24 protein-coding genes and 1 pseudogene are annotated in these 22,043 nt (G+C 61.6%); 14 read left to right on the plus strand and 11 right to left on the minus strand.

Features of this window, described 5'->3' with window-relative positions; all coding sequences use genetic code 11:
• The first annotated feature begins 9 nt into the window (after nucleotides 1-9).
• The 4 genes from MRY17_RS24410 to MRY17_RS24425 are packed head-to-tail and all read left to right on the plus strand — an operon-like array spanning nucleotide 10 to nucleotide 2,579.
• On the plus strand, nucleotides 10-444 hold the full coding sequence (locus MRY17_RS24410; protein WP_181282507.1) for a DUF4426 domain-containing protein: 435 nt from the start codon (nucleotides 10-12) through the stop codon (nucleotides 442-444).
• Nucleotides 441-1,037, plus strand: a complete 597-nt coding sequence (rdgB, locus tag MRY17_RS24415) for an RdgB/HAM1 family non-canonical purine NTP pyrophosphatase (RefSeq protein ID WP_181282508.1) — start codon at nucleotides 441-443, stop codon at nucleotides 1,035-1,037. Before MRY17_RS24410 ends, rdgB begins: the two co-directional genes overlap by 4 nt.
• Nucleotides 1,034-2,236, plus strand: a complete 1,203-nt coding sequence (gene hemW, locus MRY17_RS24420; RefSeq protein WP_191953089.1) for a radical SAM family heme chaperone HemW — start codon at nucleotides 1,034-1,036, stop codon at nucleotides 2,234-2,236. Before rdgB ends, hemW begins: the two co-directional genes overlap by 4 nt.
• A 19-nt stretch (nucleotides 2,237-2,255) precedes the next feature.
• A complete protein-coding gene (locus MRY17_RS24425; protein WP_034133991.1) occupies nucleotides 2,256-2,579 on the plus strand; it encodes a DUF3392 domain-containing protein in 324 nt (107 codons plus the stop codon).
• Nucleotides 2,580-2,721: 142 nt separating this feature from the next.
• On the opposite strand, the gene trmB is transcribed toward MRY17_RS24425, so the two are convergent.
• From trmB to MRY17_RS24445, 4 genes are all read right to left on the minus strand, one after another.
• Complete coding sequence (gene trmB, locus MRY17_RS24430) at nucleotides 2,722-3,447, minus strand: tRNA (guanosine(46)-N7)-methyltransferase TrmB (protein ID WP_191953090.1); 726 nt, start codon at nucleotides 3,445-3,447, stop codon at nucleotides 2,722-2,724.
• A 9-nt stretch (nucleotides 3,448-3,456) separates the two neighbouring features.
• Entirely contained in the window at nucleotides 3,457-4,251 is a 795-nt protein-coding gene (locus MRY17_RS24435; RefSeq protein WP_191953091.1) for a thiazole synthase, read from the minus strand.
• A 54-nt stretch (nucleotides 4,252-4,305) separates the two neighbouring features.
• Entirely contained in the window at nucleotides 4,306-4,506 is a 201-nt protein-coding gene (gene thiS / locus MRY17_RS24440; protein ID WP_191953092.1) for a sulfur carrier protein ThiS, read from the minus strand.
• Between the two features lie 79 nt (nucleotides 4,507-4,585).
• Complete coding sequence (locus MRY17_RS24445; RefSeq protein ID WP_057723506.1) at nucleotides 4,586-4,960, minus strand: DUF423 domain-containing protein; 375 nt, start codon at nucleotides 4,958-4,960, stop codon at nucleotides 4,586-4,588.
• A 74-nt stretch (nucleotides 4,961-5,034) separates the two neighbouring features.
• Here MRY17_RS24445 and mtgA point away from each other — a divergent pair, with 74 nt between their 5' ends.
• Nucleotides 5,035-5,757: a monofunctional biosynthetic peptidoglycan transglycosylase gene (gene mtgA / locus MRY17_RS24450; protein WP_243352995.1), complete on the plus strand. Its 723-nt coding sequence runs from the start codon at nucleotides 5,035-5,037 to the stop codon at nucleotides 5,755-5,757.
• 132 nt (nucleotides 5,758-5,889) lie between these two features.
• Here mtgA and rpoH read toward each other — a convergent pair whose 3' ends face one another.
• The 4 genes from rpoH to ftsY form a co-directional block, all read right to left on the minus strand.
• Nucleotides 5,890-6,744, minus strand: coding sequence for an RNA polymerase sigma factor RpoH (gene rpoH, locus MRY17_RS24455; RefSeq protein WP_003176698.1), 855 nt, complete (start codon nucleotides 6,742-6,744; stop codon nucleotides 5,890-5,892).
• 130 nt (nucleotides 6,745-6,874) lie between these two features.
• The gene (ftsX, locus tag MRY17_RS24460; RefSeq protein ID WP_181282514.1) at nucleotides 6,875-7,897 is read right to left on the minus strand and encodes a permease-like cell division protein FtsX; all 1,023 of its coding nucleotides are present in this window, start codon (nucleotides 7,895-7,897) and stop codon (nucleotides 6,875-6,877) included.
• A complete protein-coding gene (gene ftsE / locus MRY17_RS24465) occupies nucleotides 7,894-8,565 on the minus strand; it encodes a cell division ATP-binding protein FtsE (RefSeq protein WP_003234627.1) in 672 nt (223 codons plus the stop codon). Before ftsE ends, ftsX begins: the two co-directional genes overlap by 4 nt.
• Nucleotides 8,562-9,956, minus strand: a complete 1,395-nt coding sequence (ftsY, locus tag MRY17_RS24470; protein WP_243352996.1) for a signal recognition particle-docking protein FtsY — start codon at nucleotides 9,954-9,956, stop codon at nucleotides 8,562-8,564. Before ftsY ends, ftsE begins: the two co-directional genes overlap by 4 nt.
• A gap of 231 nt (nucleotides 9,957-10,187) precedes the next feature.
• On the opposite strand from ftsY, the gene MRY17_RS24475 reads away from it, so the two are divergent.
• From MRY17_RS24475 to MRY17_RS24490, 4 genes are all read left to right on the plus strand, one after another.
• A complete protein-coding gene (locus MRY17_RS24475) occupies nucleotides 10,188-11,543 on the plus strand; it encodes a M16 family metallopeptidase (protein ID WP_057723502.1) in 1,356 nt (451 codons plus the stop codon).
• Nucleotides 11,536-13,026, plus strand: a complete 1,491-nt coding sequence (locus tag MRY17_RS24480; protein ID WP_243352997.1) for a M16 family metallopeptidase — start codon at nucleotides 11,536-11,538, stop codon at nucleotides 13,024-13,026. The genes MRY17_RS24475 and MRY17_RS24480 overlap by 8 nt, the downstream gene beginning before the upstream one ends.
• The gene (gene rsmD, locus MRY17_RS24485) at nucleotides 13,026-13,631 is read left to right on the plus strand and encodes a 16S rRNA (guanine(966)-N(2))-methyltransferase RsmD (RefSeq protein WP_181282518.1); all 606 of its coding nucleotides are present in this window, start codon (nucleotides 13,026-13,028) and stop codon (nucleotides 13,629-13,631) included. The genes MRY17_RS24480 and rsmD overlap by 1 nt, the downstream gene beginning before the upstream one ends.
• A 132-nt stretch (nucleotides 13,632-13,763) precedes the next feature.
• Complete coding sequence (locus MRY17_RS24490) at nucleotides 13,764-14,759, plus strand: hydrolase (RefSeq protein WP_243352998.1); 996 nt, start codon at nucleotides 13,764-13,766, stop codon at nucleotides 14,757-14,759.
• A 58-nt stretch (nucleotides 14,760-14,817) separates the two neighbouring features.
• On the opposite strand, the gene MRY17_RS24495 is transcribed toward MRY17_RS24490, so the two are convergent.
• Both MRY17_RS24495 and MRY17_RS24500 read right to left on the minus strand, forming a co-directional pair.
• Entirely contained in the window at nucleotides 14,818-15,672 is an 855-nt protein-coding gene (locus tag MRY17_RS24495) for a sulfurtransferase (protein ID WP_243352999.1), read from the minus strand.
• Nucleotides 15,673-15,705: 33 nt separating this feature from the next.
• Complete coding sequence (locus tag MRY17_RS24500; RefSeq protein WP_124360206.1) at nucleotides 15,706-16,377, minus strand: TetR/AcrR family transcriptional regulator; 672 nt, start codon at nucleotides 16,375-16,377, stop codon at nucleotides 15,706-15,708.
• A gap of 133 nt (nucleotides 16,378-16,510) precedes the next feature.
• Between MRY17_RS24500 and MRY17_RS24505 the strand changes: the two are divergent.
• The 5 genes and pseudogenes from MRY17_RS24505 to MRY17_RS24525 all read left to right on the plus strand — a co-directional run.
• Nucleotides 16,511-17,950: pseudogene (locus MRY17_RS24505) on the plus strand (coniferyl aldehyde dehydrogenase); the annotation flags it as partial.
• A 28-nt stretch (nucleotides 17,951-17,978) separates the two neighbouring features.
• Nucleotides 17,979-18,524, plus strand: a complete 546-nt coding sequence (locus MRY17_RS24510; RefSeq protein WP_191953099.1) for a twin-arginine translocation pathway signal protein — start codon at nucleotides 17,979-17,981, stop codon at nucleotides 18,522-18,524.
• A 35-nt stretch (nucleotides 18,525-18,559) separates the two neighbouring features.
• A complete protein-coding gene (locus MRY17_RS24515) occupies nucleotides 18,560-20,155 on the plus strand; it encodes a GMC family oxidoreductase (RefSeq protein ID WP_181282523.1) in 1,596 nt (531 codons plus the stop codon).
• Between the two features lie 103 nt (nucleotides 20,156-20,258).
• Complete coding sequence (gene coaD / locus MRY17_RS24520) at nucleotides 20,259-20,738, plus strand: pantetheine-phosphate adenylyltransferase (protein ID WP_003195136.1); 480 nt, start codon at nucleotides 20,259-20,261, stop codon at nucleotides 20,736-20,738.
• A 102-nt stretch (nucleotides 20,739-20,840) separates the two neighbouring features.
• Nucleotides 20,841-21,092, plus strand: coding sequence for a YfhL family 4Fe-4S dicluster ferredoxin (locus MRY17_RS24525; RefSeq protein WP_057723493.1), 252 nt, complete (start codon nucleotides 20,841-20,843; stop codon nucleotides 21,090-21,092).
• 124 nt (nucleotides 21,093-21,216) lie between these two features.
• Here MRY17_RS24525 and mutM read toward each other — a convergent pair whose 3' ends face one another.
• Entirely contained in the window at nucleotides 21,217-22,029 is an 813-nt protein-coding gene (gene mutM / locus MRY17_RS24530) for a bifunctional DNA-formamidopyrimidine glycosylase/DNA-(apurinic or apyrimidinic site) lyase (RefSeq protein ID WP_243353001.1), read from the minus strand.
• Nucleotides 22,030-22,043: the final 14 nt, after the last annotated feature.

The raw sequence follows: 22,043 nt of genomic DNA on the forward strand, positions 1-22,043 counted from the left end.
GGGACGTTCATGAGTCGCTTGGCTATTTTTCTACTGACCGCGTGCCTGGGCGCCAGCGCCATGGCTGCGGACACTATCGACGCTAATCGCAAGAAAGACTTCGGTGACATCACCGTTCACTACAACACCTTCACCTCCAGCTTCCTGCCACCGGAAACCGCACAGAACGTCGGCATCGTGCGCAGCAAGGAGAAGGGCTTGATCAACGTGACCGTGATCAAGGGCGTCACACCGGTCGCCGCCCAGGTAACCGGTACCATCAAGGACCTGGGCGGCAAGAGCGAGATCCTGACCTTCAAGCAAATCGAAGAGAAAGGCGGGATCAGCTACCTCGCGCCCTACTCGGTGACGCAGCGGGAATACAAGACGTTTACCATCAACGTTGAAACCGGTGGCAAGGCCCACGGCTTCCAATTCAACCAAGAACTGTTCCCGGCCGAATGATGAACCTTACCCAACTCGTACTGGCCAGCCACAACGCCGGCAAACTCAAGGAACTGCAGGCCATGCTCGGTGAATCCGTGCAACTGCGCTCCATTGGCGAGTTCAGCCAGGTAGAGCCGGAAGAAACCGGTTTGTCGTTCGTCGAGAACGCCATCCTCAAGGCGCGCAACGCCGCACGTATCTCCGGCCTGCCGGCTTTGGCGGATGATTCGGGCCTGGCGGTGGATTTCCTTGGCGGCGCGCCGGGCATTTATTCGGCACGCTATGCCGACGGCAAGGGTGACGCCGCCAACAATGCCAAGCTGCTCGACGCCCTCAAGGACGTGCCCGATGCAGAACGTGGCGCGCAGTTCGTCTGCGTGCTGGCCTTGGTGCGACACGCTGACGACCCACTGCCGATCCTGTGCGAAGGCTTGTGGCACGGCCGCATCCTGCATGCGGCCAGCGGCGAGCATGGCTTTGGCTATGACCCACTGTTCTGGGTGCCGGAGCGCAGTGTCTCCAGCGCCGAACTGAGCCCGGCCGACAAGAACCAGATCAGCCACCGCGCCCGCGCCATGGCGTTGCTGCGCCAGCGCCTGGGCCTGAAATGACCCACGACACCCCGGCGCTGCCGCTGATCCACGGCGGCGCGCAAACACCTCGGGCGACCTTGCCTGTGCTGCCGCCCCTGGCGTTGTACATCCACATCCCGTGGTGCGTACGCAAATGCCCGTATTGCGACTTCAACTCCCACACCGCAAGCCCGGTGCTGCCGGAAGAAGAGTATGTGGACGCGTTGCTGGCCGATCTCGATCAGGACCTGCACGCGGTCTACGGGCGCGAGTTGAGTTCGATCTTCTTTGGGGGCGGTACGCCGAGCCTGTTCAGCGCCGTTGCATTGGGCCGCCTGCTTGAGGGTGTGGAAGCACGCATCCCGTTTGCCGGCGATATCGAAATCACCCTGGAAGCCAATCCGGGCACCTTCGAGCAAGACAAGTTCGTCGCTTATCGCAAGCTGGGGATCAATCGCCTGTCCATCGGCATCCAGAGCTTCCAGCAGGAAAAACTCGAGGCGCTGGGTCGCATTCATAATGGCGACGAAGCCGTACGTGCAGCGGATATGGCACGCCAGGCCGGGTTCGATAACTTCAACCTGGACTTGATGCATGGTTTGCCCAACCAGTCCCTGGACGATGCGTTGAGTGACCTGCGTCAGGCCATTGCGCTCAAGCCCACGCACCTGTCCTGGTACCAGCTGACCCTGGAACCCAATACTGTGTTCTGGAACCAGCCGCCCGCGCTGCCTGAAGACGATACGCTGTGGGATATCCAGGAAGCCGGCCAGGCGCTGCTCGCCGAACACGGTTACGCACAATACGAAGTGTCGGCCTACGCCCAACCGGGACGGCCGGCGCGGCATAACCTCAATTACTGGAGCTTTGGCGACTTCATCGGCATCGGCGCCGGCGCTCACGGCAAGCTCAGCCACCCCGACGGGCGCATCGTACGCACCTGGAAAACCCGCGCACCGAAGGACTACCTCAACCCGGCCAAAAGCTTCCAGGCCGGCGCCAAAGAGCTGACCAACGAAGAGCTGCCGTTCGAATTCCTCATGAACGCCCTGCGCCTCACCGAAGGGGTCGAAGCCAAGCTCTACGCCGAGCGCACCGGCCTTGACCTGGCAAGCCTCGACGAAGGCCGTCGCGAGGCAGAACAAAGTGGCTTAATGCGGGTCGAACCGTCACGCCTGGCGGCGACCGACCGCGGGCAACTCTTTCTCAATGACCTGTTGCAGACGTTTTTGAGCTGACGCTCTTTAAGGAAATCGAATGGATCTGGTACTCGACCTGCTCGCCACCGTATCCCGCTGGAGCCGTAGCAACCTGTCGGAAATCTCCCTGGCCCTGGTCGGCTGTCTGCTGGTGCTGTTCGGCGCCGATATCAAGGGCTGGGTCGAAGCCCGCCTGGGCAGTATCGCCGGCGCCTTGCGCGTCCCCTTGATGGCCCTGCTGTGCCTGATCGGCAGCGGTGCGGCGCTGATCTATGCCACGCCGTGGATTGTGCGGGGGCTGAGCCAGTTCAATAACTACAGCCTGGCGCCGGTGTTGGTGGTGGTGCTGGTGTTGATTGGCGTAGTCGCAGACCGCCGCTGACCTCAAGCCCAACACAGAAACCAATGTGGGAGGGGGCTTGCCCCCGATAGCAGAGTGTCAGTCACTACATACACTGACTGGTCCACCGCTATCGGGGGCAAGCCCCCTCCCACATTTGATTGCATTTCAAATCAGGGACGAGTTAAGCCAGCTTCTCGAACTTCAAATCCCACACCCCATGCCCCAATCGCTCGCCACGGCGTTCGAACTTGGTGATCGGCCGCTCCGCCGGGCGCGGTACGCATTTGCCGTCTTCGGCCAGGTTGCGGTAGCCGGGGGCGACGTTCATCACTTCCAGCATGTAGTCGGCATAGGGTTCCCAGTCGGTCGCCATGTGCAGGATGCCGCCCACTTTCAGCTTGCTGCGCACCAGTTCCGCGAAGGAAGCCTGGACGATGCGGCGCTTGTGGTGACGCGCCTTGTGCCAGGGGTCGGGGAAAAACAGCATGAGACGGTCGAGGCTGTTGTCGGCAATGCAGCGGTTGAGCACTTCAATCGCGTCGCAATCGTAGACGCGCAGATTGGTCAGGCCCTGGGTCAGCACGCCGTTCAGCAACGCACCGACGCCTGGACGGTGCACTTCCACACCGATGAAATCCTGTTCCGGCGCGGCCGCAGCCATTTCCAGCAGGGAATGGCCCATGCCGAAGCCGATTTCCAGGGAGCGCGGGGCCGAACGGCCGAACACCTGGTCGTAATCCACCGGCGCGTCGGCCAGCGGCAATACGAACAGCGGCGTGCCCTGCTCCAGGCCCTTTTGCTGGCCTTCGGTCATGCGGCCGGCGCGCATCACGAAGCTTTTGATGCGGCGGTGCTTGGACTCGTCGCCTGCTTGCTCGGTGTTCGGCGTTTCGTTTGATTCAGTCATCAATAGCTCTTACTTGATCAGACCATCCAGCGGCGAAGAGGCGCTGGCATAGAGTTTTTTCGGCATGCGCCCGGCGAGGTAGGCCAGGCGGCCCGCGACGATTGCATGTTGCATGGCCTGGGCCATCATGATTGGTTGCTGGGCATGGGCGATGGCGGAGTTCATCAGCACGGCGTCGCAGCCCAGTTCCATGGCGATGGTGGCATCGGAGGCCGTGCCCACGCCCGCATCCACCAGCACCGGGATCTTGGCTTCTTCAAGGATGATCTGCAGGTTGTACGGATTGCAGATACCCAGGCCGGAGCCGATCAGACCGGCCAGCGGCATCACCGCGATGCAGCCGATTTCTGCCAGTTGGCGTGCAATGATCGGGTCATCGCTGGTGTAGACCATCACGTCAAAGCCTTCCTTGACCAGGGTTTCGGCGGCCTTGAGGGTTTCGATCACGTTGGGGAACAGGGTTTTCTGGTCGGCCAGCACTTCCAGCTTCACCAGGTTATGGCCGTCGAGCAGCTCACGGGCCAGGCGGCAGGTGCGCACGGCTTCGATGGCGTCGTAGCAACCGGCGGTGTTCGGCAAGAAGGTGTAGCGGTCCGGCGACAGCACTTCGAGCAGGTTCCGCTCGCCCTCGATCTGGCCGAGGTTGGTGCGGCGTACGGCGAAGGTGACGATCTCGGCACCCGAGGCCTCGATGGCCAGACGGGTTTCTTCCATGTCGCGGTATTTGCCGGTGCCGACCAGCAGACGGGACTGGTAGGTACGACCGGCCAGGACGAAGGGCTTGTCGCTACGAACGATGCTCATGGGAAATCCTCGTAATGGGGTGAGGTTCTGCAGAATGCGTTACAGCCGGGGCGACTAGCCGCCGCCAATGGCGTGGACCACTTCGACCTGGTCACCCTCGCTGAGCGCGGTGACCTCGTGCTGGCTGCGCGGGACGATATCCAGGTTGCGCTCCACTGCGACACGACGCCCGGTCAGATCCAGGCGGGCCAGCAGGGCCGCAACGGTTTCACCGTCGGGCAGTTCAAGGGGTTCGCCGTTCAACTGAATGCGCATGCCACGGGCCGCCATCGTTTTTAGGGGCCGGCATTCTAACGCGATTGGGGCCTGAAGGTCAGCTCCAGGCGTCAAGCGGTCAAAGCTGCAGGCGCCACGCCGTCAAGCCCAGGAAGAACCAGCCGAGCAGGAACGCCAGGCCGCCAAATGGCGTGATGATGCCCAGCTTGCTGATCCCGGTCATCGTCAACACATACAGGCTGCCGGAGAACAGCAGAATACCGACGACAAACGAAACACCCGCCCAGGTGACCAGTCGGCCGGGAATATGCGCGGCCAGCAGGGCCACGCCAAACAACGCCAGGGCGTGCACCAGTTGATACGTCACCCCTGTGTGGAAGATCGCCAGGTAATCGGCGCTCAGGCGGTTCTTCAGGCCGTGGGCGGCGAAGGCGCCGAGGGCGACACCGGTGAAGCCGAAAAAAGCAGCCAGCATCAGAAAGCTACGCAGCATGAGGAACTCCAGTCAGACTCATCGGGCAGGGTCTGTATAATGGCCCGCTCAACGGGTTCGGCCAAGCCATCTCTATGCTGCGTGTCCTCGTCAAACGCTTTCTCAACGTCCTGAAATGGTTCGCCATCGGCAGTGTGCTGCTGGTGCTGCTGTTTCGCGTCGTACCGCCGCCGTTCACGGCGCTGATGGTGGAACGCAAGGTCGAATCCTGGATCGACGGCGAGCCCATTGACCTGCAGCGCAGCTGGGTGCCGTGGAACGAGATTTCCGATGACCTCAAAGTGGCGGTGATGGCCGGTGAAGACCAGCGTTTCCCGCAGCACTGGGGCTTTGATTTTGGCGCCATCCAGGCAGCGATCCAGCACAACGAACGCGGCGGTTCGATCCGCGGCGCCAGTACGTTGAGCCAGCAGGTGTCGAAGAACCTGTTCCTGTGGGCCGGCCGCAGTTATCTGCGCAAGGGCCTGGAGGCGTGGTTTACCGGGTTGATCGAGGTGTTGTGGCCCAAGCAGCGCATTCTTGAGGTGTACCTCAACAGCGTGGAGTGGGATGAGGGCGTGTTTGGCGCAGAGGCGGCGGCGCGGCATCATTTCGGGGTGAGTGCCAAGGGGCTGTCGCGTCAGCAAGCCAGCTATCTGGCGGCCGTATTGCCGAACCCGCGCGTCTGGAGCGCCAGCCATCCGACCGCCTATGTAGCGCGGCGCGCGGCGTGGATTCGTCAGCAGATGAGTCAACTCGGTGGCGATGGCTACCTGCTTGAGCTGAGCAGTTCCCGCAAGGCCCCCTGGTCCAACTGACACAATACAAAACAACTGTGGGAGGGGGCTTGCCCCCGATAGCGGTGGACCAGTCACTGTATGTAATGACTGACACTCTGCAATCGGGGGCAAGCCCCCTCCCACATTTTTTACCCAGTGCTGCCAGTAGCTTTAGGCAGCGATCGACAACTTCAGTTTGTTCATCGCGCTTTTCTCAAGCTGACGAATCCGCTCGGCCGACACGTTGTACTTCTGCGCCAGGTCGTGCAGCGTGGCTTTTTCTTCCGCCAGCCAGCGCTGGTAGAGAATGTCACGGCTGCGGTCGTCCAGCACTTCCAGCGCTTCGTGCAGGTTGTGGTTGGAGTTGTCGCTCCAGTCTGCATCTTCCAGCTGACGCGCCGGGTCGTACCGGTGGTCTTCCAGGTAGTTGGCCGGCGATTGGAAGGCGCTGTCGTCGTCTGCTTCCGCAGCCGGGTCGAAGGCCATGTCATGGCCGGTCAGGCGACTTTCCATCTCGCGCACTTCACGGGGCTCCACGCCGAGGCTTTCGGCCACGCGGTGGACTTCCTCGTTATTCAGCCACGCCAGGCGTTTCTTCTGGCTGCGCAGGTTGAAGAACAGCTTGCGCTGGGCCTTGGTGGTTGCGACTTTCACGATGCGCCAGTTGCGCAGGATGAACTCGTGGATTTCCGCCTTGATCCAGTGCACAGCGAACGACACCAGGCGCACGCCCATTTCCGGGTTGAAACGCTTTACAGCCTTCATCAGGCCGACGTTGCCTTCCTGGATCAGGTCAGCCTGGGCCAGGCCGTAGCCGCTATAGCTACGTGCGATATGTACGACAAAACGCAGGTGGGCGAGCACCATCTGCCGAGCCGCCCCCAAATCCTGCTCATAGTAGAGACTCTCGGCCAGTTCACGCTCCTGCTCGGGCGTCAGCAATGGAATGCTGTTGACCGTGTGCACATAGGCTTCCAGGTTCGCACCCGGGACCAAGGCATAAGCAGGTTGCAAAGAAGTGGTCATACGAAAAAACCTCCGACTCACATAACTCGTGCAGTTCAGCACTGCGAAAATTGACCGGGGAACCGTAGGACAAGTTCCCTAAACTGCTGACACGATCAATACAAACGAAACTACATTACCCTGACATTAACTACTTCGGCGCCAGCTCACGTAAATGCCGTGCGACCGCAATCCACGCACCGATATACCCCAACAATACCGCGCCAAGCAAGAGGCTCAGGCCGTCAGCTACCGGCACGCCGGCCAGGGCAAAATCGCTGCCGTACAAGCCGGCCAGCCCGATAACCGCATCGTTCAGCCAGTCCAGGCCAAAAGCCAGCACACCCCAGGACAAAACCCCGGCACCCAAGCCATAAAGCGCGCCCATGTACAGAAAAGGACGACGCACATAGCTGTCCGTGCCGCCGACCAGTTTAATCACTTCTATCTCGGTGCGGCGGTTTTCAATATGAAGACGAATGGTATTACCTATCACCAAAAGTAATGCAGACACCAACAATACGGTCAAACCGAACACGAAGCGGTCGCCCAACTTGAGGATTGCAGCCAGGCGCTCCACCCAGACTAGATCAAGTTGCGCCTGTTGCACCTTGGGCATCTCTGCGAGTTTTTGTCGCAGGGCTTCCAGGGCCGGCTTGTCCACCTCATTGGGGGTCACCAGCACCACGCCCGGCAACGGGTTCTGCGGCAGTTCCTTGAGCGCCTCGCCCAGGCCGGACTGTTGCTGGAACTCCTCAAGTGCCTGGTCGCGGCTGATGTACTCGGCCTCCGCCACGCCCGGCATGTTCTTGATATCGTCGCGCAGCGCTTCGCCCTGCTGGGTACTGGCATCCAGGTTCAGGTACAGCGAAATCTGCGCCGCACGCTGCCAGGACCCGCCCAGACGCTCCACATTATTGAGCAGCAACGACAAGCCCATCGGCAGGCTCAGGGCCACGGCCATCACCAGACAGGTGAAAAAACTGCCGATCGGCTGCTTGCCCAGCCGACGCAGACTATCGAGCAGGCTGGCGCGATGGCTTTCGATCCAGGCACGCAGCAGGGTGCCGAAGTCCGGACCGTCATCATCGTCGCGCTTTTTCTTTTTCGGTTGCGGGTCGGCCGGTTTCGGCGCCACGCGTTCGGATACTTTTGGACTGCGTGTTGCACTCATACGCCGGCCTCCCCGTCACCGATCAGGCGACCACGTTGCAGGGTCAGCATGCGATGGCGCATGCGGGCGATCAGGGCCAGGTCGTGACTGGCGATCAATACGCTGGTACCCAGGCGGTTGATGTCTTCGAACACCCCCATGATCTCGGCCGCCAGGCGCGGGTCGAGGTTACCGGTGGGTTCGTCCGCCAGCAGCAAGGCCGGGCGGTGGACGATGGCGCGGGCGATACCGACGCGCTGTTGCTGGCCGGTGGACAGGTCGCCGGGGTAGAGGTCGGTCTTGTCCGACAACGCCACGCGTTCCAGGGCCGAATCCACCCGCTTGACGATCTCGGCCTTGGATAGCCCGAGAATCTGCAGGGGCAAGGCGACGTTGTTGAACACCGTGCGATCGAACAGCAACTGGTGGTTCTGAAACACCACGCCGATCTGACGGCGCAGGAACGGGATCTGCGCATTACTGATGGTGGCCAGGTCCTGGCCCGCCAGCAGCAGCTTGCCGGTGGTTGGACGCTCCATGGCCAGCAGCAGGCGCAACAAGGTGCTCTTACCGGCGCCGGAGTGACCGGTGACAAACAAAAACTCGCCCCGCCGTACTCGAAAGCTCAGCTCATGCAAGCCCACATGCCCGTTGGCGTAGCGTTTACCGACCTGTTCGAATCGAATCATGAACGCTCCCGCTCGGCAAACAGTGCCTGTACAAAGGGTTCTGCTTCAAAGGTGCGCAGGTCGTCGATGCCTTCACCGACGCCGATGTAACGAATCGGCAACCCGAACTGTTTGGCAAGGGCGAAAATCACACCGCCCTTGGCCGTGCCGTCGAGCTTGGTCAAGGCCAGGCCGGTCAGTTGCACCGTCTGGTTGAATTGCTTGGCCTGGCTGATGGCGTTCTGCCCAGTACCAGCATCCAGCACCAGCAGCACTTCATGGGGGGCATCGGCGTCGAGCTTGCCGATCACGCGGCGGACCTTCTTCAGCTCTTCCATCAAGTTGTCTTTGGTGTGCAGGCGACCGGCGGTGTCGGCGATCAACACATCGATGTTGCGAGCCTTGGCGGCCTGCACGGCATCGAAGATCACTGACGCGGAGTCGGCACCGGTGTGCTGGGCGATGACCGGGATCTTGTTGCGCTCGCCCCACACTTGCAGTTGCTCAACGGCAGCGGCACGGAAGGTGTCGCCGGCGGCGAGCATGACTTTCTTGCCCTCACCCTGCAGCTTCTTGGCCAGCTTGCCGATGGTGGTGGTCTTGCCGGCGCCGTTGACGCCCACGACCAGAATCACGAAAGGTTTCTTCGGGGTGATTACCAGCGGTGCTTCAACGGGTTTAAGCATGGCGGCCAGTTCAGCCTGCAGGGACTTGTACAGCGCATCCGCGTCGGTCAACTGCTTGCGCGCGACTTTCTGGGTCAGGCTCTGGATGATCACGGCGGTGGCTTCGACACCCACGTCTGCGGTGAGCAGGCGAGTTTCGATGTCTTCCAGCAGCTCGTCATCGATGGTCTTTTTGCCGAGAAACAGGCTGGCCATGCCTTCGCCGATACTGGCGCTGGTTTTGCTCAGGCCTTGCTTGAGGCGCGTAAAGAAGCCGGCCTTGCTGGCTTCGGCGGGTACTGCAGGCTCTTCGATGACCGCAGGCACGGCAACGACAGCTGGCACTTGGGCAGGAATTTCGACGGCAGGGGGCGCCTCGACAACGACCTCTACCGGTGGCGCCACAGGAATGGGCGGCGTCACGTGTTCAGCCTGCACATCCTCAACCAGTGCCACCGGCTCTTCGGCTACCGGCAGCTCCGGCCACGGTTTGTGCTCGGGTTCAGGTTCAGGCGCAGGTTCTGCCTCGACTACCGGCTGCAATACCGGCTCCGCAATAGGCAACACCACCGGTGCCGGTGTTTCGGCAACCGGCTCGGCTTCTACTATAGGTTCAGGGGTAGGTTCGGGTTGAACCTGCGGCTGTTCGACGACGGTTTCCTGCGGCTTTTTGCGCAGCCATCCGAACAGGCCTTTTTTCTCGCCAGCCGCAGCTGGGGTCTTCTTGTCGTCGTTGGAACCAAACATGGAGACGGCTATCTCAAGGTAGCGACGCGCCAAGCGGCGCTTCGGTAAATAAAATTCGATGCGTAACAGACTGTTTTTTAGCCAGCTCGTTCATGCGCAACATTTTGAAGGCCAAAATAGGGCCTCAACAAGACAGCCGTAGTGGCCGCCCCTAAGTCGGATCGGTATCCTAGCACCTCCTCGCCCGCCGACGCTAAGACCAAGCGGGCAGTCCAACAGGTTAAAAAACGAATGAATGCTCTAGCCCGCCGCGCCGCAGGCCTGCTGCTCAGCACAGTTTGTCTGCCCCTTTCAGCTTTGGCTGCCGACCCACAACCCACCCACGAATTCACCCTCGACAACGGCCTCAAGGTCGTCGTGCGCGAAGACCATCGTGCGCCGGTGGTGGTTTCCCAGGTCTGGTACAAGGTGGGCTCGAGCTACGAAACCCCGGGCCAGACCGGTTTGTCCCACGCCCTGGAACACATGATGTTCAAGGGCAGCGCCAAGGTCGGCCCCGGCGAAGCCTCGCTGATCCTGCGTGACCTGGGCGCCGAAGAAAACGCGTTCACCAGTGACGACTACACCGCCTACTATCAGGTGCTGGCCCGCGACCGCCTGGGCGTGGCCTTCGAGCTGGAAGCCGACCGCATGGCCAGCCTGCGCCTGCCGGCCGATGAGTTCAGCCGCGAAATCGAAGTGATCAAGGAAGAGCGCCGCCTGCGCACCGACGACAACCCGATGTCCAAGGCCTTTGAACGGTTCAAGGCCATGGCCTTCCCGGCCAGCGGCTATCACACGCCAACCATCGGCTGGATGGCCGACCTGGAACGCATGAAGGTCGAGGAACTGCGCCACTGGTACCAGGCCTGGTACGTACCGAACAACGCGACCCTGGTGGTGGTCGGCGATGTCACGCCGGACGAGGTGAAAACCCTGGCCCAGCGCTACTTCGGCCCGATTCCCAGGCGCGACGTCCCGCCCGCCAAGATTCCGATGGAGCTGGCCGAGCCCGGCGAGCGCCTGCTGACCCTGCACGTGCAGACCCAGTTGCCCAGCGTCATGCTCGGTTTCAACGTGCCGGGCCTGGCGACTGCCGAAGACAAGCGCTCGGTACAAGCCCTGCGCCTGATCTCGGCCCTGCTCGACGGCGGCTACAGCGCACGGATCTCCGAGCAGTTGGAGCGCGGTGAAGAACTGGTCTCCGCCGCCTCCACCAATTACGACGCCTATACTCGCGGCGACACCCTGTTCATGCTGAGCGCCACGCCTAACCAGCAGAAGAAAAAGACCGTCGCCCAGGCCGAAGCCGGCCTGTGGCGCCTGTTGGAAGAGCTCAAGGCCAAGCCGCCCACTGCCGAAGAGCTTGAGCGCATCCGCGCCCAGGTAATCGCCGGCGTGGTCTACCAGCGCGACTCCATCACCAGCCAGGCCACGGCCATCGGCTCGCTGGAGACCGTCGGCCTGTCGTGGAAGCTGATGGACACTGAGCTTGCCGACCTGCAAAGCGTGACCCCGGAAGATATCCAGAAGGCGGCGCGCACCTATTTCACCCGCGAACGTCTGAGCGTCGCCCATGTTCTGCCTGAGGAGACCGCTCATGAATGATCGCAAAAGCAGCCGCCTGATTCTGCCCGGCCTGATCACGGTGACCCTGATCGCAGCCAGTGCCGTGTATTTCCTGCGCCCGAGCGAATCCGTTGCCAGCCCGGCCCTGGACAAGACTCAATCGGCCAGCAAGCTGCAATCGCTGGCTGAGCTGGACGGTAAAGCGCCGACCAACCGCAAGCTCGATGTACAGACCTGGACCACCGCCGAAGGCGCCAAGGTGCTGTTCGTCGAGGCCCATGAACTGCCGATGTTCGACGTGCGCATCCTGTTCGCCGCCGGCAGCAGCCAGGACGGCAACGTGCCAGGCCTGGCCCTGATGACCAATGCCATGCTCAACGAAGGCGTGCCGGGCAAGGACGTCAGCCAGATCGCCAGCGGCTTTGAAGGTCTGGGTGCTGATTTTGGCAATGGCGCCTACCGCGATATGGCGCTGGTGTCCCTGCGCAGCTTGAGCGACAGCGACAAACGCGATGCCGCACTGGCGCTGTTCGATGACGTGATCGGCAAGCCGACGTTTCCGGCCGATTCTCTGGCACGCATCAAGAACCAGATCCTGGCCGGCTTCGAATACCAGAAACAGAACCCCGCCAAGCTGGCGAGCATCGAGCTGTTCAAGCGCCTGTACGGCGACCACCCGTACGCCCACCCCAGCGAAGGCACGCCTGAAAGCGTTCCGGCGATTACCGTGCAACAGATGCAGGCCTTCCACGCCAAGGCCTACGCAGCGGGCAATGCGGTGATCGCGGTGGTCGGCGACCTGACCCGCGCTGAAGCCGAAGCGATGACCGCCAAGGTTTCTGCCGCGTTGCCCAAGGGCCCGGCGCTGGCGAAGATTGCCCAGCCGACGGCGCCAAAGGCCGGCCTGAGCCGTATCGAATTTCCCTCCAAGCAAACCCACCTGCTGTTCGCCCAGTTGGGCATCGACCGTGCAGACCCGGATTACGCAGCCTTGTCCCTGGGTAACCAGATTCTCGGCGGCGGTGGCTTCGGCACCCGCTTGATGAGCGAAGTGCGCGAAAAACGCGGCCTGACCTACGGCGTGTACTCCGGCTTCTCGCCGATGCAGGTACGCGGCCCGTTCATGATCAACCTGCAGACCCGCGCCGAAATGAGCGGCGGCACCCTGCGCCTGGTTGAAGACGTGGTGGCGGACTACCTCAAAAACGGCCCCACCCAGAAGGAACTGGATGACGCCAAGCGCGAACTGGCCGGCAGCTTTCCGCTGTCCACCGCCAGCAATGCCGATATCGTCGGGCAACTCGGTGCCATGGGTTTCTATAACCTGCCACTGAGCTATCTGGAAGATTTCATGAAACAATCCCAGGCCCTGACCGTAGAGCAGGTCAAGGCTGCAATGAACAAACACTTGAGCGCCGACAAGATGGTCATCGTGACCGCCGGCCCGACGATTGCGCAAAAGCCACTACCGCCCCCCACTGATAAACCCGCCGAGCAGCCGCTCGGGGTTCCGGAGCATTAATGGCCAGTTCATCTCGCCCGAAAAAACCTGTCCACAACGTGCATAACGGTGTGGGCCAACTGCGCATCATTGGTGGTGAATGGGGCAGCCGCAAGCTGAGCTTCCCCGATGTCGTTGGCCTGCGCCCGACCCCGGATCGCGTGCGCGAAACCTTGTTCAACTGGCTTGCGCCGTATATCGGCGGCGCCAAGGTCCTCGACCCGTTTGCCGGCAGCGGCGCGCTGTTCCTGGAGGCGCTGTCCCGTGGCGCAGCCCAGGCACAGGCGCTGGATGCGAGCAATGTGGCGGTGTCCAGCCTCAAGGAACACTTGGGCACCTTGCGTTGCACCAACGGCCAGGTCCAGACCGCCGACGCCTTGCGCTACCTGGAAACCCAGGCAGCCAGCGAATACGACGTGGTCTTCCTCGACCCGCCGTTCAACCAGAACCTGCTGCCGACCGTGTGCACGCTGCTGGAAGAACGCCAATGGCTGGCGCCCGATGCGTGGATCTACACTGAGAGCGAGACCGCGCCGTCGACGCTCGGCCTGCCGGGCAGCTGGCGCCTGCACCGCGAGCAGAAATCCGGGCGGGTGTATTACGCGTTGTGGCACCGCACCCTGTAGGAGCGAGCTTGCTCACGAAGGTCGAACAGGCGACACGGGCGGCCTGATAGCGCTGCGTCACGTTAACGTTTTTCGCGAGCAAGCTCGCTCCTACAGGAGTCATGGCAAGCTCGTCCGGCAGCGAGTATTTCCATGATTCCCTCTGTGGACCGCTTCAAACCCGCCTTCGGCCTCGGCAACCCCCACTTGCAAACACTGTGGGGGCCGCTGTGGCGCCCGACCACCCATATCGAGCGCCAACGCGAACGTCTGTGGCTGGAAGACGGCGACTTTCTCGATCTCGACTGGCATGGCCCCCATGACCTGCATGCACCGCTGGTACTGGTGCTGCACGGGCTGACCGGCTCGTCCAATTCGCCCTACGTGGCCGGCCTGCAAAAGGTGCTCGGCGCGCAACGCTGGGCCAGCGTGGCGTTGAACTGGCGCGGCTGCTCCGGCGAGCCTAACCTGCTGGCTCGCAGCTATCACTCCGGTGCCAGCGAAGACCTGGCGGCGGCGATTGCTCATCTGCGCGCCAAGCGACCTTTGGCGCCCCTGTATGCGGTGGGTTATTCCCTGGGCGGCAATGTGTTGCTCAAGCATTTGGGCGAAACCGGCGAGGCTTCGGGGCTGCAAGGCGCGGCGGCGGTGTCGGTGCCGTTTCGCCTGGACCAATGCGCGGACCGCATCGGGCTGGGGTTTTCGCGAATCTATCAGAAGCACTTCATGCGCGAGATGCTGGCGTATATCCGCGTCAAGCAACGCCAGTTTCTGCAGGATGGCCGTGATGAGGGGCTCAAAACCCTGGAGGCGCTGGGCTCACTGGAGAAAATGCGCACCTTCTGGGACTTCGACGGGCGTGTGACTGCGCCACTGCACGGTTACTTGAGTGCCGAAGACTACTATCGACAGGCATCGAGCCGGTATTACCTGGGTGATATCCGCACGCCGACCCTGATTATCCAGGCGGCCGATGATCCGTTTGTGTTTGCTCATAGCCTGCCGGAGGCGAGTGAACTGTCGGCATGCACGGAGTTTGAGCTGTTGGCCAAGGGTGGGCATGTGGGGTTTGTAGAAGGCTCACTGAAACGCCCTGGCTACTACCTGGAACGCCGCATCCCCCAGTGGCTACTGGCACAACACGGTTAAACATGTGGGAGGGGGCAAGCCCCCTCCCACATTTTGATTGGGTTTGCAGATCCGGCCTCTAGTCGCCTGTTGCAATTTCACGAGCAGGATCCGTAATCCACTCACTCCACGACCCCGCATACAACCTGCCCAACGGATACCCCGCCAAACTCAGCGCAAACAGGTTATGGCACGCCGTTACCCCGGAACCGCAATACGCCACCAACTCCTGCGCCGGTCGCCCCTGCAACTGCGCGGCGAACCGCTGCCTGAGCTGTTCAGCCGGCAAAAAGCGCCCATCGCTACCCAGGTTTTCACTGAATGCCGCGCATTGCGCGCCAGGAATATGCCCGGCGATCGGGTCGATGGGCTCCATTTCGCCGCGAAAGCGCGCCTGGGCGCGGGCGTCGATCAAGGTCATGTCCGGTTCGCCCAGGCGTTTCTGCAACTGCTCGGCGTCCAGCAGTAGCCGATTATCCGGCGTACCGGCAAACGTGCCGGGCTCTACCACCGGCGCATCCAGGCTCAATGGGAAGCCCGCCGCATGCCAGGCCTTGAGACCTCCGTCCAGGATAAACACGCCATCGCGCTTGCCGAGCCAGACCAGCAGCCACCATGCCCGAGCCGCATAGGCCCCTGGCCCATCGTCATACAACACCACATCAGTGTCAGCGCTGATACCCCACGCCTGCAATTGCTGGATGAATGCATCCGCCGCAGGCAGCGGGTGGCGACCGGTCACGCCTTTGATCACCGGGCCGCTGAGGTGGCGGTCCAAGTCCGCATACTGCGCCCCTTCGATATGCCCCTCGGCATAGCTGCACCGCCCGTAATCCGGGTCTTCCAGGGCAAAGCGACAATCCAGGATCACCAGCCCTGCCGACGTCTGGCGCTCGGCCAGTTGCTGGGGGCTGATCAGTTGGGCAAGCGGCATGACTGACTCCTGTGAATACAAAGGGAAAGGGTCCTACTTCACTTCTTCCAGTGCCTGGTTCAACGGCACGTAAAACTCTTTGAACAGCGCATCCACCGCGTCTTTGGCCTGGGGCGTGACAAACCCCGCCTCCAGCACCAGCACCTGATACACCCCGCGCTTGATCGCCTCGGCGCTCAAATGGGTGGAGTTTTCATTGGTGGTGCACAGGAAACGCACCCAGGAGGTGAGAATAATCCAGGCATTGAGGGTCAGGGCTTCGGTTTGCACCGGGTCCATGGAGAGAATGCCGGCGTCGACAAAGCCTTGGTAGATCGCCCCGCCCTGGATCAGGCAGCGCTGGGAAAACCGTCGGTAGCCGGTGGCCAGCTCCGGATCGCTTTCCAATAAATGTTCGAGGTCGCGGTGCAGAAAGCGGTAGCGCCACATGCCGGCCAATACGGCCTGCAGGTAGAAGCGCTTGTCTTCCACCACCATCGCGCGTCCCTGGGGCGGGCGCAGGAAACTGTCCACCAAGGCTTCGTATTCGCGGAACAGCACAGCGATAATCGCCTGTTTGTTGGGGAAGTGGTAGTACAGGTTGCCCGGGGAAATTTCCATATGCGCGGCGATATGGTTGGTGCTGACACTGCGCTCGCCCTGCTGGTTAAAAAGCTCCAGGCTGGTTTGCACAATGCGCTCGCTGGTCTTTACTCGTGGTGCCATAGGGGCTCAGCTTCTAAACACGGGATGGGGCATCTTACGGCGTATGTCGGTCAGGTTAAATCCGGATGTTACTGCAATGTTATTTGACAATTTAGAGCAATGACTCTAAAAATCCAGGCAGACCTATAACAATCAGGATCGCGCCATGTCTGCCAACGTTGCCTACCTGCAAGAATCCCAGGCGCTGGATCACCTCCAGATCCTGTTCGAAGCGCAACGTCGCGCCTACGCCGCCAACCCGATGCCGCCGGCCGCGCAACGACAGCAATGGCTCAAGGCCCTGCGCGATGTGCTCAGCTATGAACGCCAGGCGCTGATAGACGCGATCAGCCAGGACTTCAGCCATCGCAGCGCAGACGAAACCCTGTTCGCCGAGTTGATGCCCAGCCTGCATGGCATTCACTACGCCAGCAAACACCTCAAAGGCTGGATGAAACCTTCCCGCCGCGCTGTAGGCATTGCCTTTCAGCCCGCATCGGCCAGAGTCATCTACCAGCCGCTGGGTGTGGTCGGCGTCATCGTGCCGTGGAATTACCCGCTGTACCTGGCCATCGGCCCGCTGGTCGGGGCCTTGGCCGCCGGCAACCGGGTGATGCTCAAGCTCAGCGAATCCACACCGGCCACCGGTGAACTGCTCAAGGCATTGCTGGCGAAAATCTTCCCCGAGGACCTGGTGTGCGTGGTGCTGGGCGAAGCCGACGTCGGCATGGCGTTTTCCAGGTTGCGGTTCGATCATCTGCTGTTCACCGGGGCCACCAGCATCGGCAAACATGTGATGCGTGCGGCCGCCGAACACCTCACACCGGTCACGCTGGAGCTGGGCGGCAAATCGCCAGCCATCGTCTCCGCCGATGTGCCGCTCAAGGACGCTGCCGAGCGTATCGCCTTTGGCAAGGCCTTGAACGCCGGGCAAACCTGCGTGGCACCCGACTATGTGCTGGTGCCGGAAGATCGTGTGGAAGACTTCGTCGAGGCTTACTCCCATGCGATTCGTGGGTTCTATCCGACCCTGGTCGACAACCCGGACTACACCGCCATCATCAATGAGCGGCAACTGGCCAGGCTTGATGCTTACGTAAAGGACGCCACCGACAAGGGCGCCACCCTGATTACGCTGTACGACCAGAGCCAGGCCCGGCGCATGGCTCACAGCCTGCTGCTGAATGTGAGTGACGAAATGACGGTGATGCAGGACGAAATCTTCGGTCCGCTATTACCGATCGTACCCTATCGCGGCATTGATGAGGCTTTCGCCTACATCAACCAGCGCCCACGCCCACTGGCCCTGTATTACTTCGGCTACAACAAGCGCGAACAGAATCGTGTGCTCCACGAGACCCACTCCGGCGGCGTGTGCCTGAACGATACCCTGCTGCAAGTCGCACAGGACGACCTGCCGTTTGGTGGCATCGGCCCTTCTGGCATGGGCCACTACCACGGTCACGAAGGCTTTCTGACTTTCAGCAAGGCCAAGGGCGTGCTGGTCAAACAGCGCTTGAATGCGGCGAAGTTGATCTATCCGCCCTATGGAAAATCCATCCAGAAATTGATTCAGAAGCTGTTTATCCGCTGAAACCGCCACTTTCGGGACAATAAAAACAATGAACCCCAGCCTGACTGAAACACCTTCGCTGTCACGGCGCGGCGTCTTGAAAATCGGCCTGTGCGCCAGTGCCTTCCTGGCCACCGCCGGGCTGGGCGCCAGCCTCAGCGGTTGCTCGAGCAGCACGCCGGCCAGCGGTTTTGCGATGTTGCGCGCCAGTGACTTGCCGTTCCTGCGCGCGGTAATCCCGGTACTGCTGGAAAGCGCGGCCAGCGCGCAAGCCGTGAGCGCCGGGATTGAAGACACTCTGAAAAAACTCGACTACAGCCTGCAGCACCTGTCGCCGGAGATGTTCAAGCTCACCCAACAGTTGTTCGACGTGTTGAGCATGGGCATTACCCGAGGACCGTTGACCGGCATCTGGGGCAGTTGGGAAAACGCGAGCAGCGAGCAGATCCGCAACTTCCTGCACCGCTGGGAAAACAGCTACCTGAACCTGCTGCGCATGGGCCAGGGCTCGCTGCTCAAGCTGGTGATCATGGCCTGGTACTTCCGGCCCGAGTCCTGGGCCCACTGCGGGTACCCCGGCCCGCCGAAGATCTGATCTGCATCCCTCACAATAAAAAAGAGACGACCCTGATGCCCGTACCCGATCTGTTCCGCGACGGCCTGGCCCGAGGCTGGAAAACCCACAACGGCGCCGCCCTCGACAATGACCTGACCCTGGAAGCCGACGTGGCCATCATCGGCAGCGGCGCCGGTGGCGGTACTACAGCGGAAATCCTCAGCGCCGCCGGCTACAAGGTGTTGCTGATCGAAGAAGGCCCGCTCAAGACCAGCAGCGATTTCAAGCTGCTGGAAGACGAAGCCTACGCCAGCCTGTACCAGGAAGGGATTGGGCGTATGAGCAAGGACGGTGCGATCACCATACTGCAGGGCCGGGCAGTGGGCGGTACAACGTTGATCAACTGGACCTCCAGCTTTCGCACCCCCGATGCCACCCTCGCCCACTGGGCCAGCGAATACGCGGTGAAGGGCCATAGCAGCGCCGAGATGGCGCCGTGGTTCGAAGCAATGGAACAGCGCCTGGGCATCGCGCCCTGGGCCCTGCCGCCGAATGCCAACAACGACGTGATCCGCAAAGGCTGCGAAAAGCTCGGCTACAGCTGGCATGTGATCCCGCGCAATGTGCGCGGCTGCTTCAACCTGGGTTATTGCGGCATGGGCTGCCCGGTCAACGCCAAGCAATCGATGCTGGTGACCACCATCCCCGCCACCCTGGAGAAAGGCGGCGAGCTGCTCTACCTGGCCCGTGCCGAGCGCCTCACATACAGCGGCGACACGATCAGCAGCCTGGAATGCGTGGCCATGGATGCGCGTTGTGTGGCGCCTACCGGACGCACGATCAGCGTAAAGGCCAAACATTACGTACTCTCGGGCGGCGGCATCAACAGCCCGGCGTTGCTGATGCGCTCGGACGCGCCCGACCCTCATTCACGGCTGGGCAAGCGCACCTTCCTGCACTTGGTGAACTTCTCCGCCGGGTTGTTCGACGAGGTGATCAATCCGTTCTACGGGGCGCCGCAGTCGATCTATTCCGACCATTTCCAATGGCAGGACGGCACTACCGGTAAAATGTCCTACAAGCTGGAAGCCCCGCCCTTACACCCAGGGTTGGCAAGCACGCTGTTTGGCGGCTACGGCGGGCAGAATGCCCTGGACATGAACCGACTGCCCCATACCCACGCCATGCTCGCGCTGTTGCGCGACGGTTTTCACCCCGACAGCCCTGGCGGCGCAGTGGAATTGCGCGGTGACGGTACGCCGGTGCTCGACTATCAGGTTTCGCCCTATGCCTGGGACGGCCTGCGTCGGGCCTTTCACAGCATGGCCGAGATACAGTTCGCAGCAGGCGCCAAATCGGTCAAGCCCCTGCATCACGATGCCCGATACGTGAGCAGCTTGGCCGAGGCGCGCAGTGTGATTGACGGTTTGAGCCTTGAGCTACATCGAACCACGCTGGGCAGCGCCCATGTGATGGGCGGTTGTGCCATGGGCGAAGACCCGAAAAACGCGGTTGCCGATAGCCTCGGGCGCCACCACCAACTGCGTAACCTGTCGATTCACGACGGCTCCCTGTTTCCCACCAGCATTGGGGCAAACCCCCAGTTGTCGGTGTATGGAATGAGCGCCCAATTGGCGTCAGCCTTGTCCGAACGTCTGAAAACAGCGTGAAAAACCGTGCGATTCACGGCATTTATCTACGTAAGTCGACTTGGCCGACCGGGATGGCTGCGATACCATCCGATTCCCCAACGGACTCCGCCAGGACGACGCGATGAACCGAGTGTTGTACCCAGGTACCTTCGACCCGATTACCAAAGGCCATGGCGATCTGGTCGAACGCGCCTCTCGCCTGTTCGACCATGTGATCATCGCGGTTGCCGCCAGCCCCAAGAAAAACCCGCTGTTTCCCCTGGAGCAGCGCGTGGAATTGGCGCAAGAGGTCACCAAGCACCTGCCCAACGTGGAGGTGGTGGGCTTTTCGACCCTGCTGGCGCACTTTGCCAAGGAGCAGAACGCCAATGTGTTTCTGCGTGGCCTGCGCGCGGTGTCGGATTTCGAATATGAATTTCAGCTGGCCAACATGAACCGCCAACTGGCGCCGGACGTGGAAAGCCTGTTCCTTACGCCATCGGAACGTTATTCGTTCATTTCCTCGACGTTGGTGCGTGAAATTGCCGCTTTGGGCGGAGATATCACCAAGTTCGTGCACCCGGCGGTCGCGGACGCGCTGACGCTGCGCTTCAAGAAGTAAGACCGCTCACTCGGCGCCCGCTCGCACTGCGGGCGCCAATGCGGCACAATTGCGCGCATTCGTTTTCAGATGCCTTGGCTGACAGCCCTGGCAGGAGTTCTCATGTCCCTGATCATCACCGACGATTGCATCAATTGCGACGTCTGCGAACCCGAGTGCCCGAACGCTGCGATTTCCCAGGGTGAAGAGATCTATGTGATCGATCCCAACCTGTGCACGCAATGTGTCGGCCACTACGACGAACCCCAGTGCCAGCAGGTGTGCCCGGTGGATTGCATTCCGCTGGATGAAGCGCGCCCTGAGACTGAAGAGCAGTTGATGGAGAAGTACCGGAAGATTACCGGTAAAGCCTGAGGTTCTTTAGCGCCTGTAAAGGCCTCATCGGGGGCAAGCCCCCTCCCACACTTTGATTTGTGAATACATTCAAAATGTGGGAGGGGGCTTGCCCCCGATGGCGATATCAGCCATCACACAGCCATCAGCTTTGACACTTGGGACAAAACACACTCGCCCGCTGCCCCAGCACTACATTGCGCAACTCGGTCCCGCAGACCTTGCACGCCTCGCCGCCCCGGCCATACACGAACAATTCCTGCTGGAAATACCCCGGCTGCCCGTCGCCGCCGATAAAATCGCGCAAGGTGGTGCCGCCCCGCTCGATTGCCGCAGCCAGCACGCGCTTGATTTCGATCGCCAGCCTCAGGTAGCGCGCCCGTGATATACCGCCCGCCGCGCGACGCGGATCGATCCCCGCCGCAAACAGCGCTTCGGTCGCATAGATATTGCCCACGCCCACCACCACGGCGTTGTCCATGATGAACGGCTTCACCGCCATCGACCGCCCGCGGGACTGCTGGAACAAGCGTTCGCCATCAAACAGCGCGGTCAATGGCTCGGGGCCCAGACGCAGCAGCAGCTCGTGGTTGTGCGGGTCCTGGCTCCAGAGCATGGCGCCAAAACGCCGGGGGTCGGTGTAACGCAGGGCCAGGCCGGATTCCAGCTCGATGTCCACATGTTCATGCTTGGCCGCAGGCGTGCCGGCTTCCACCAGGCGCAGGTTGCCCGACATGCCCAGGTGGCTGATCAAGGTGCCCACTTCGGCGTTGATCAACAAGTACTTGGCGCGCCGCTCCACCAGCACGATGCGCTGCCCGGACAGGCGCACATCAAGGTCCTCGGGGATCGGCCAGCGCAGGCGGCGCTCACGCACCACCACACGGCTGACGCGCTGCCCCTCCAGGTGCGGGGCAATCCCCCGCCGGGTGGTTTCGACTTCTGGTAACTCAGGCATGTGTACCTCGGGAA

The organism is Pseudomonas orientalis (genome assembly GCF_022807995.1).
GTDB lineage: Bacteria > Pseudomonadota > Gammaproteobacteria > Pseudomonadales > Pseudomonadaceae > Aquipseudomonas > Aquipseudomonas orientalis_B.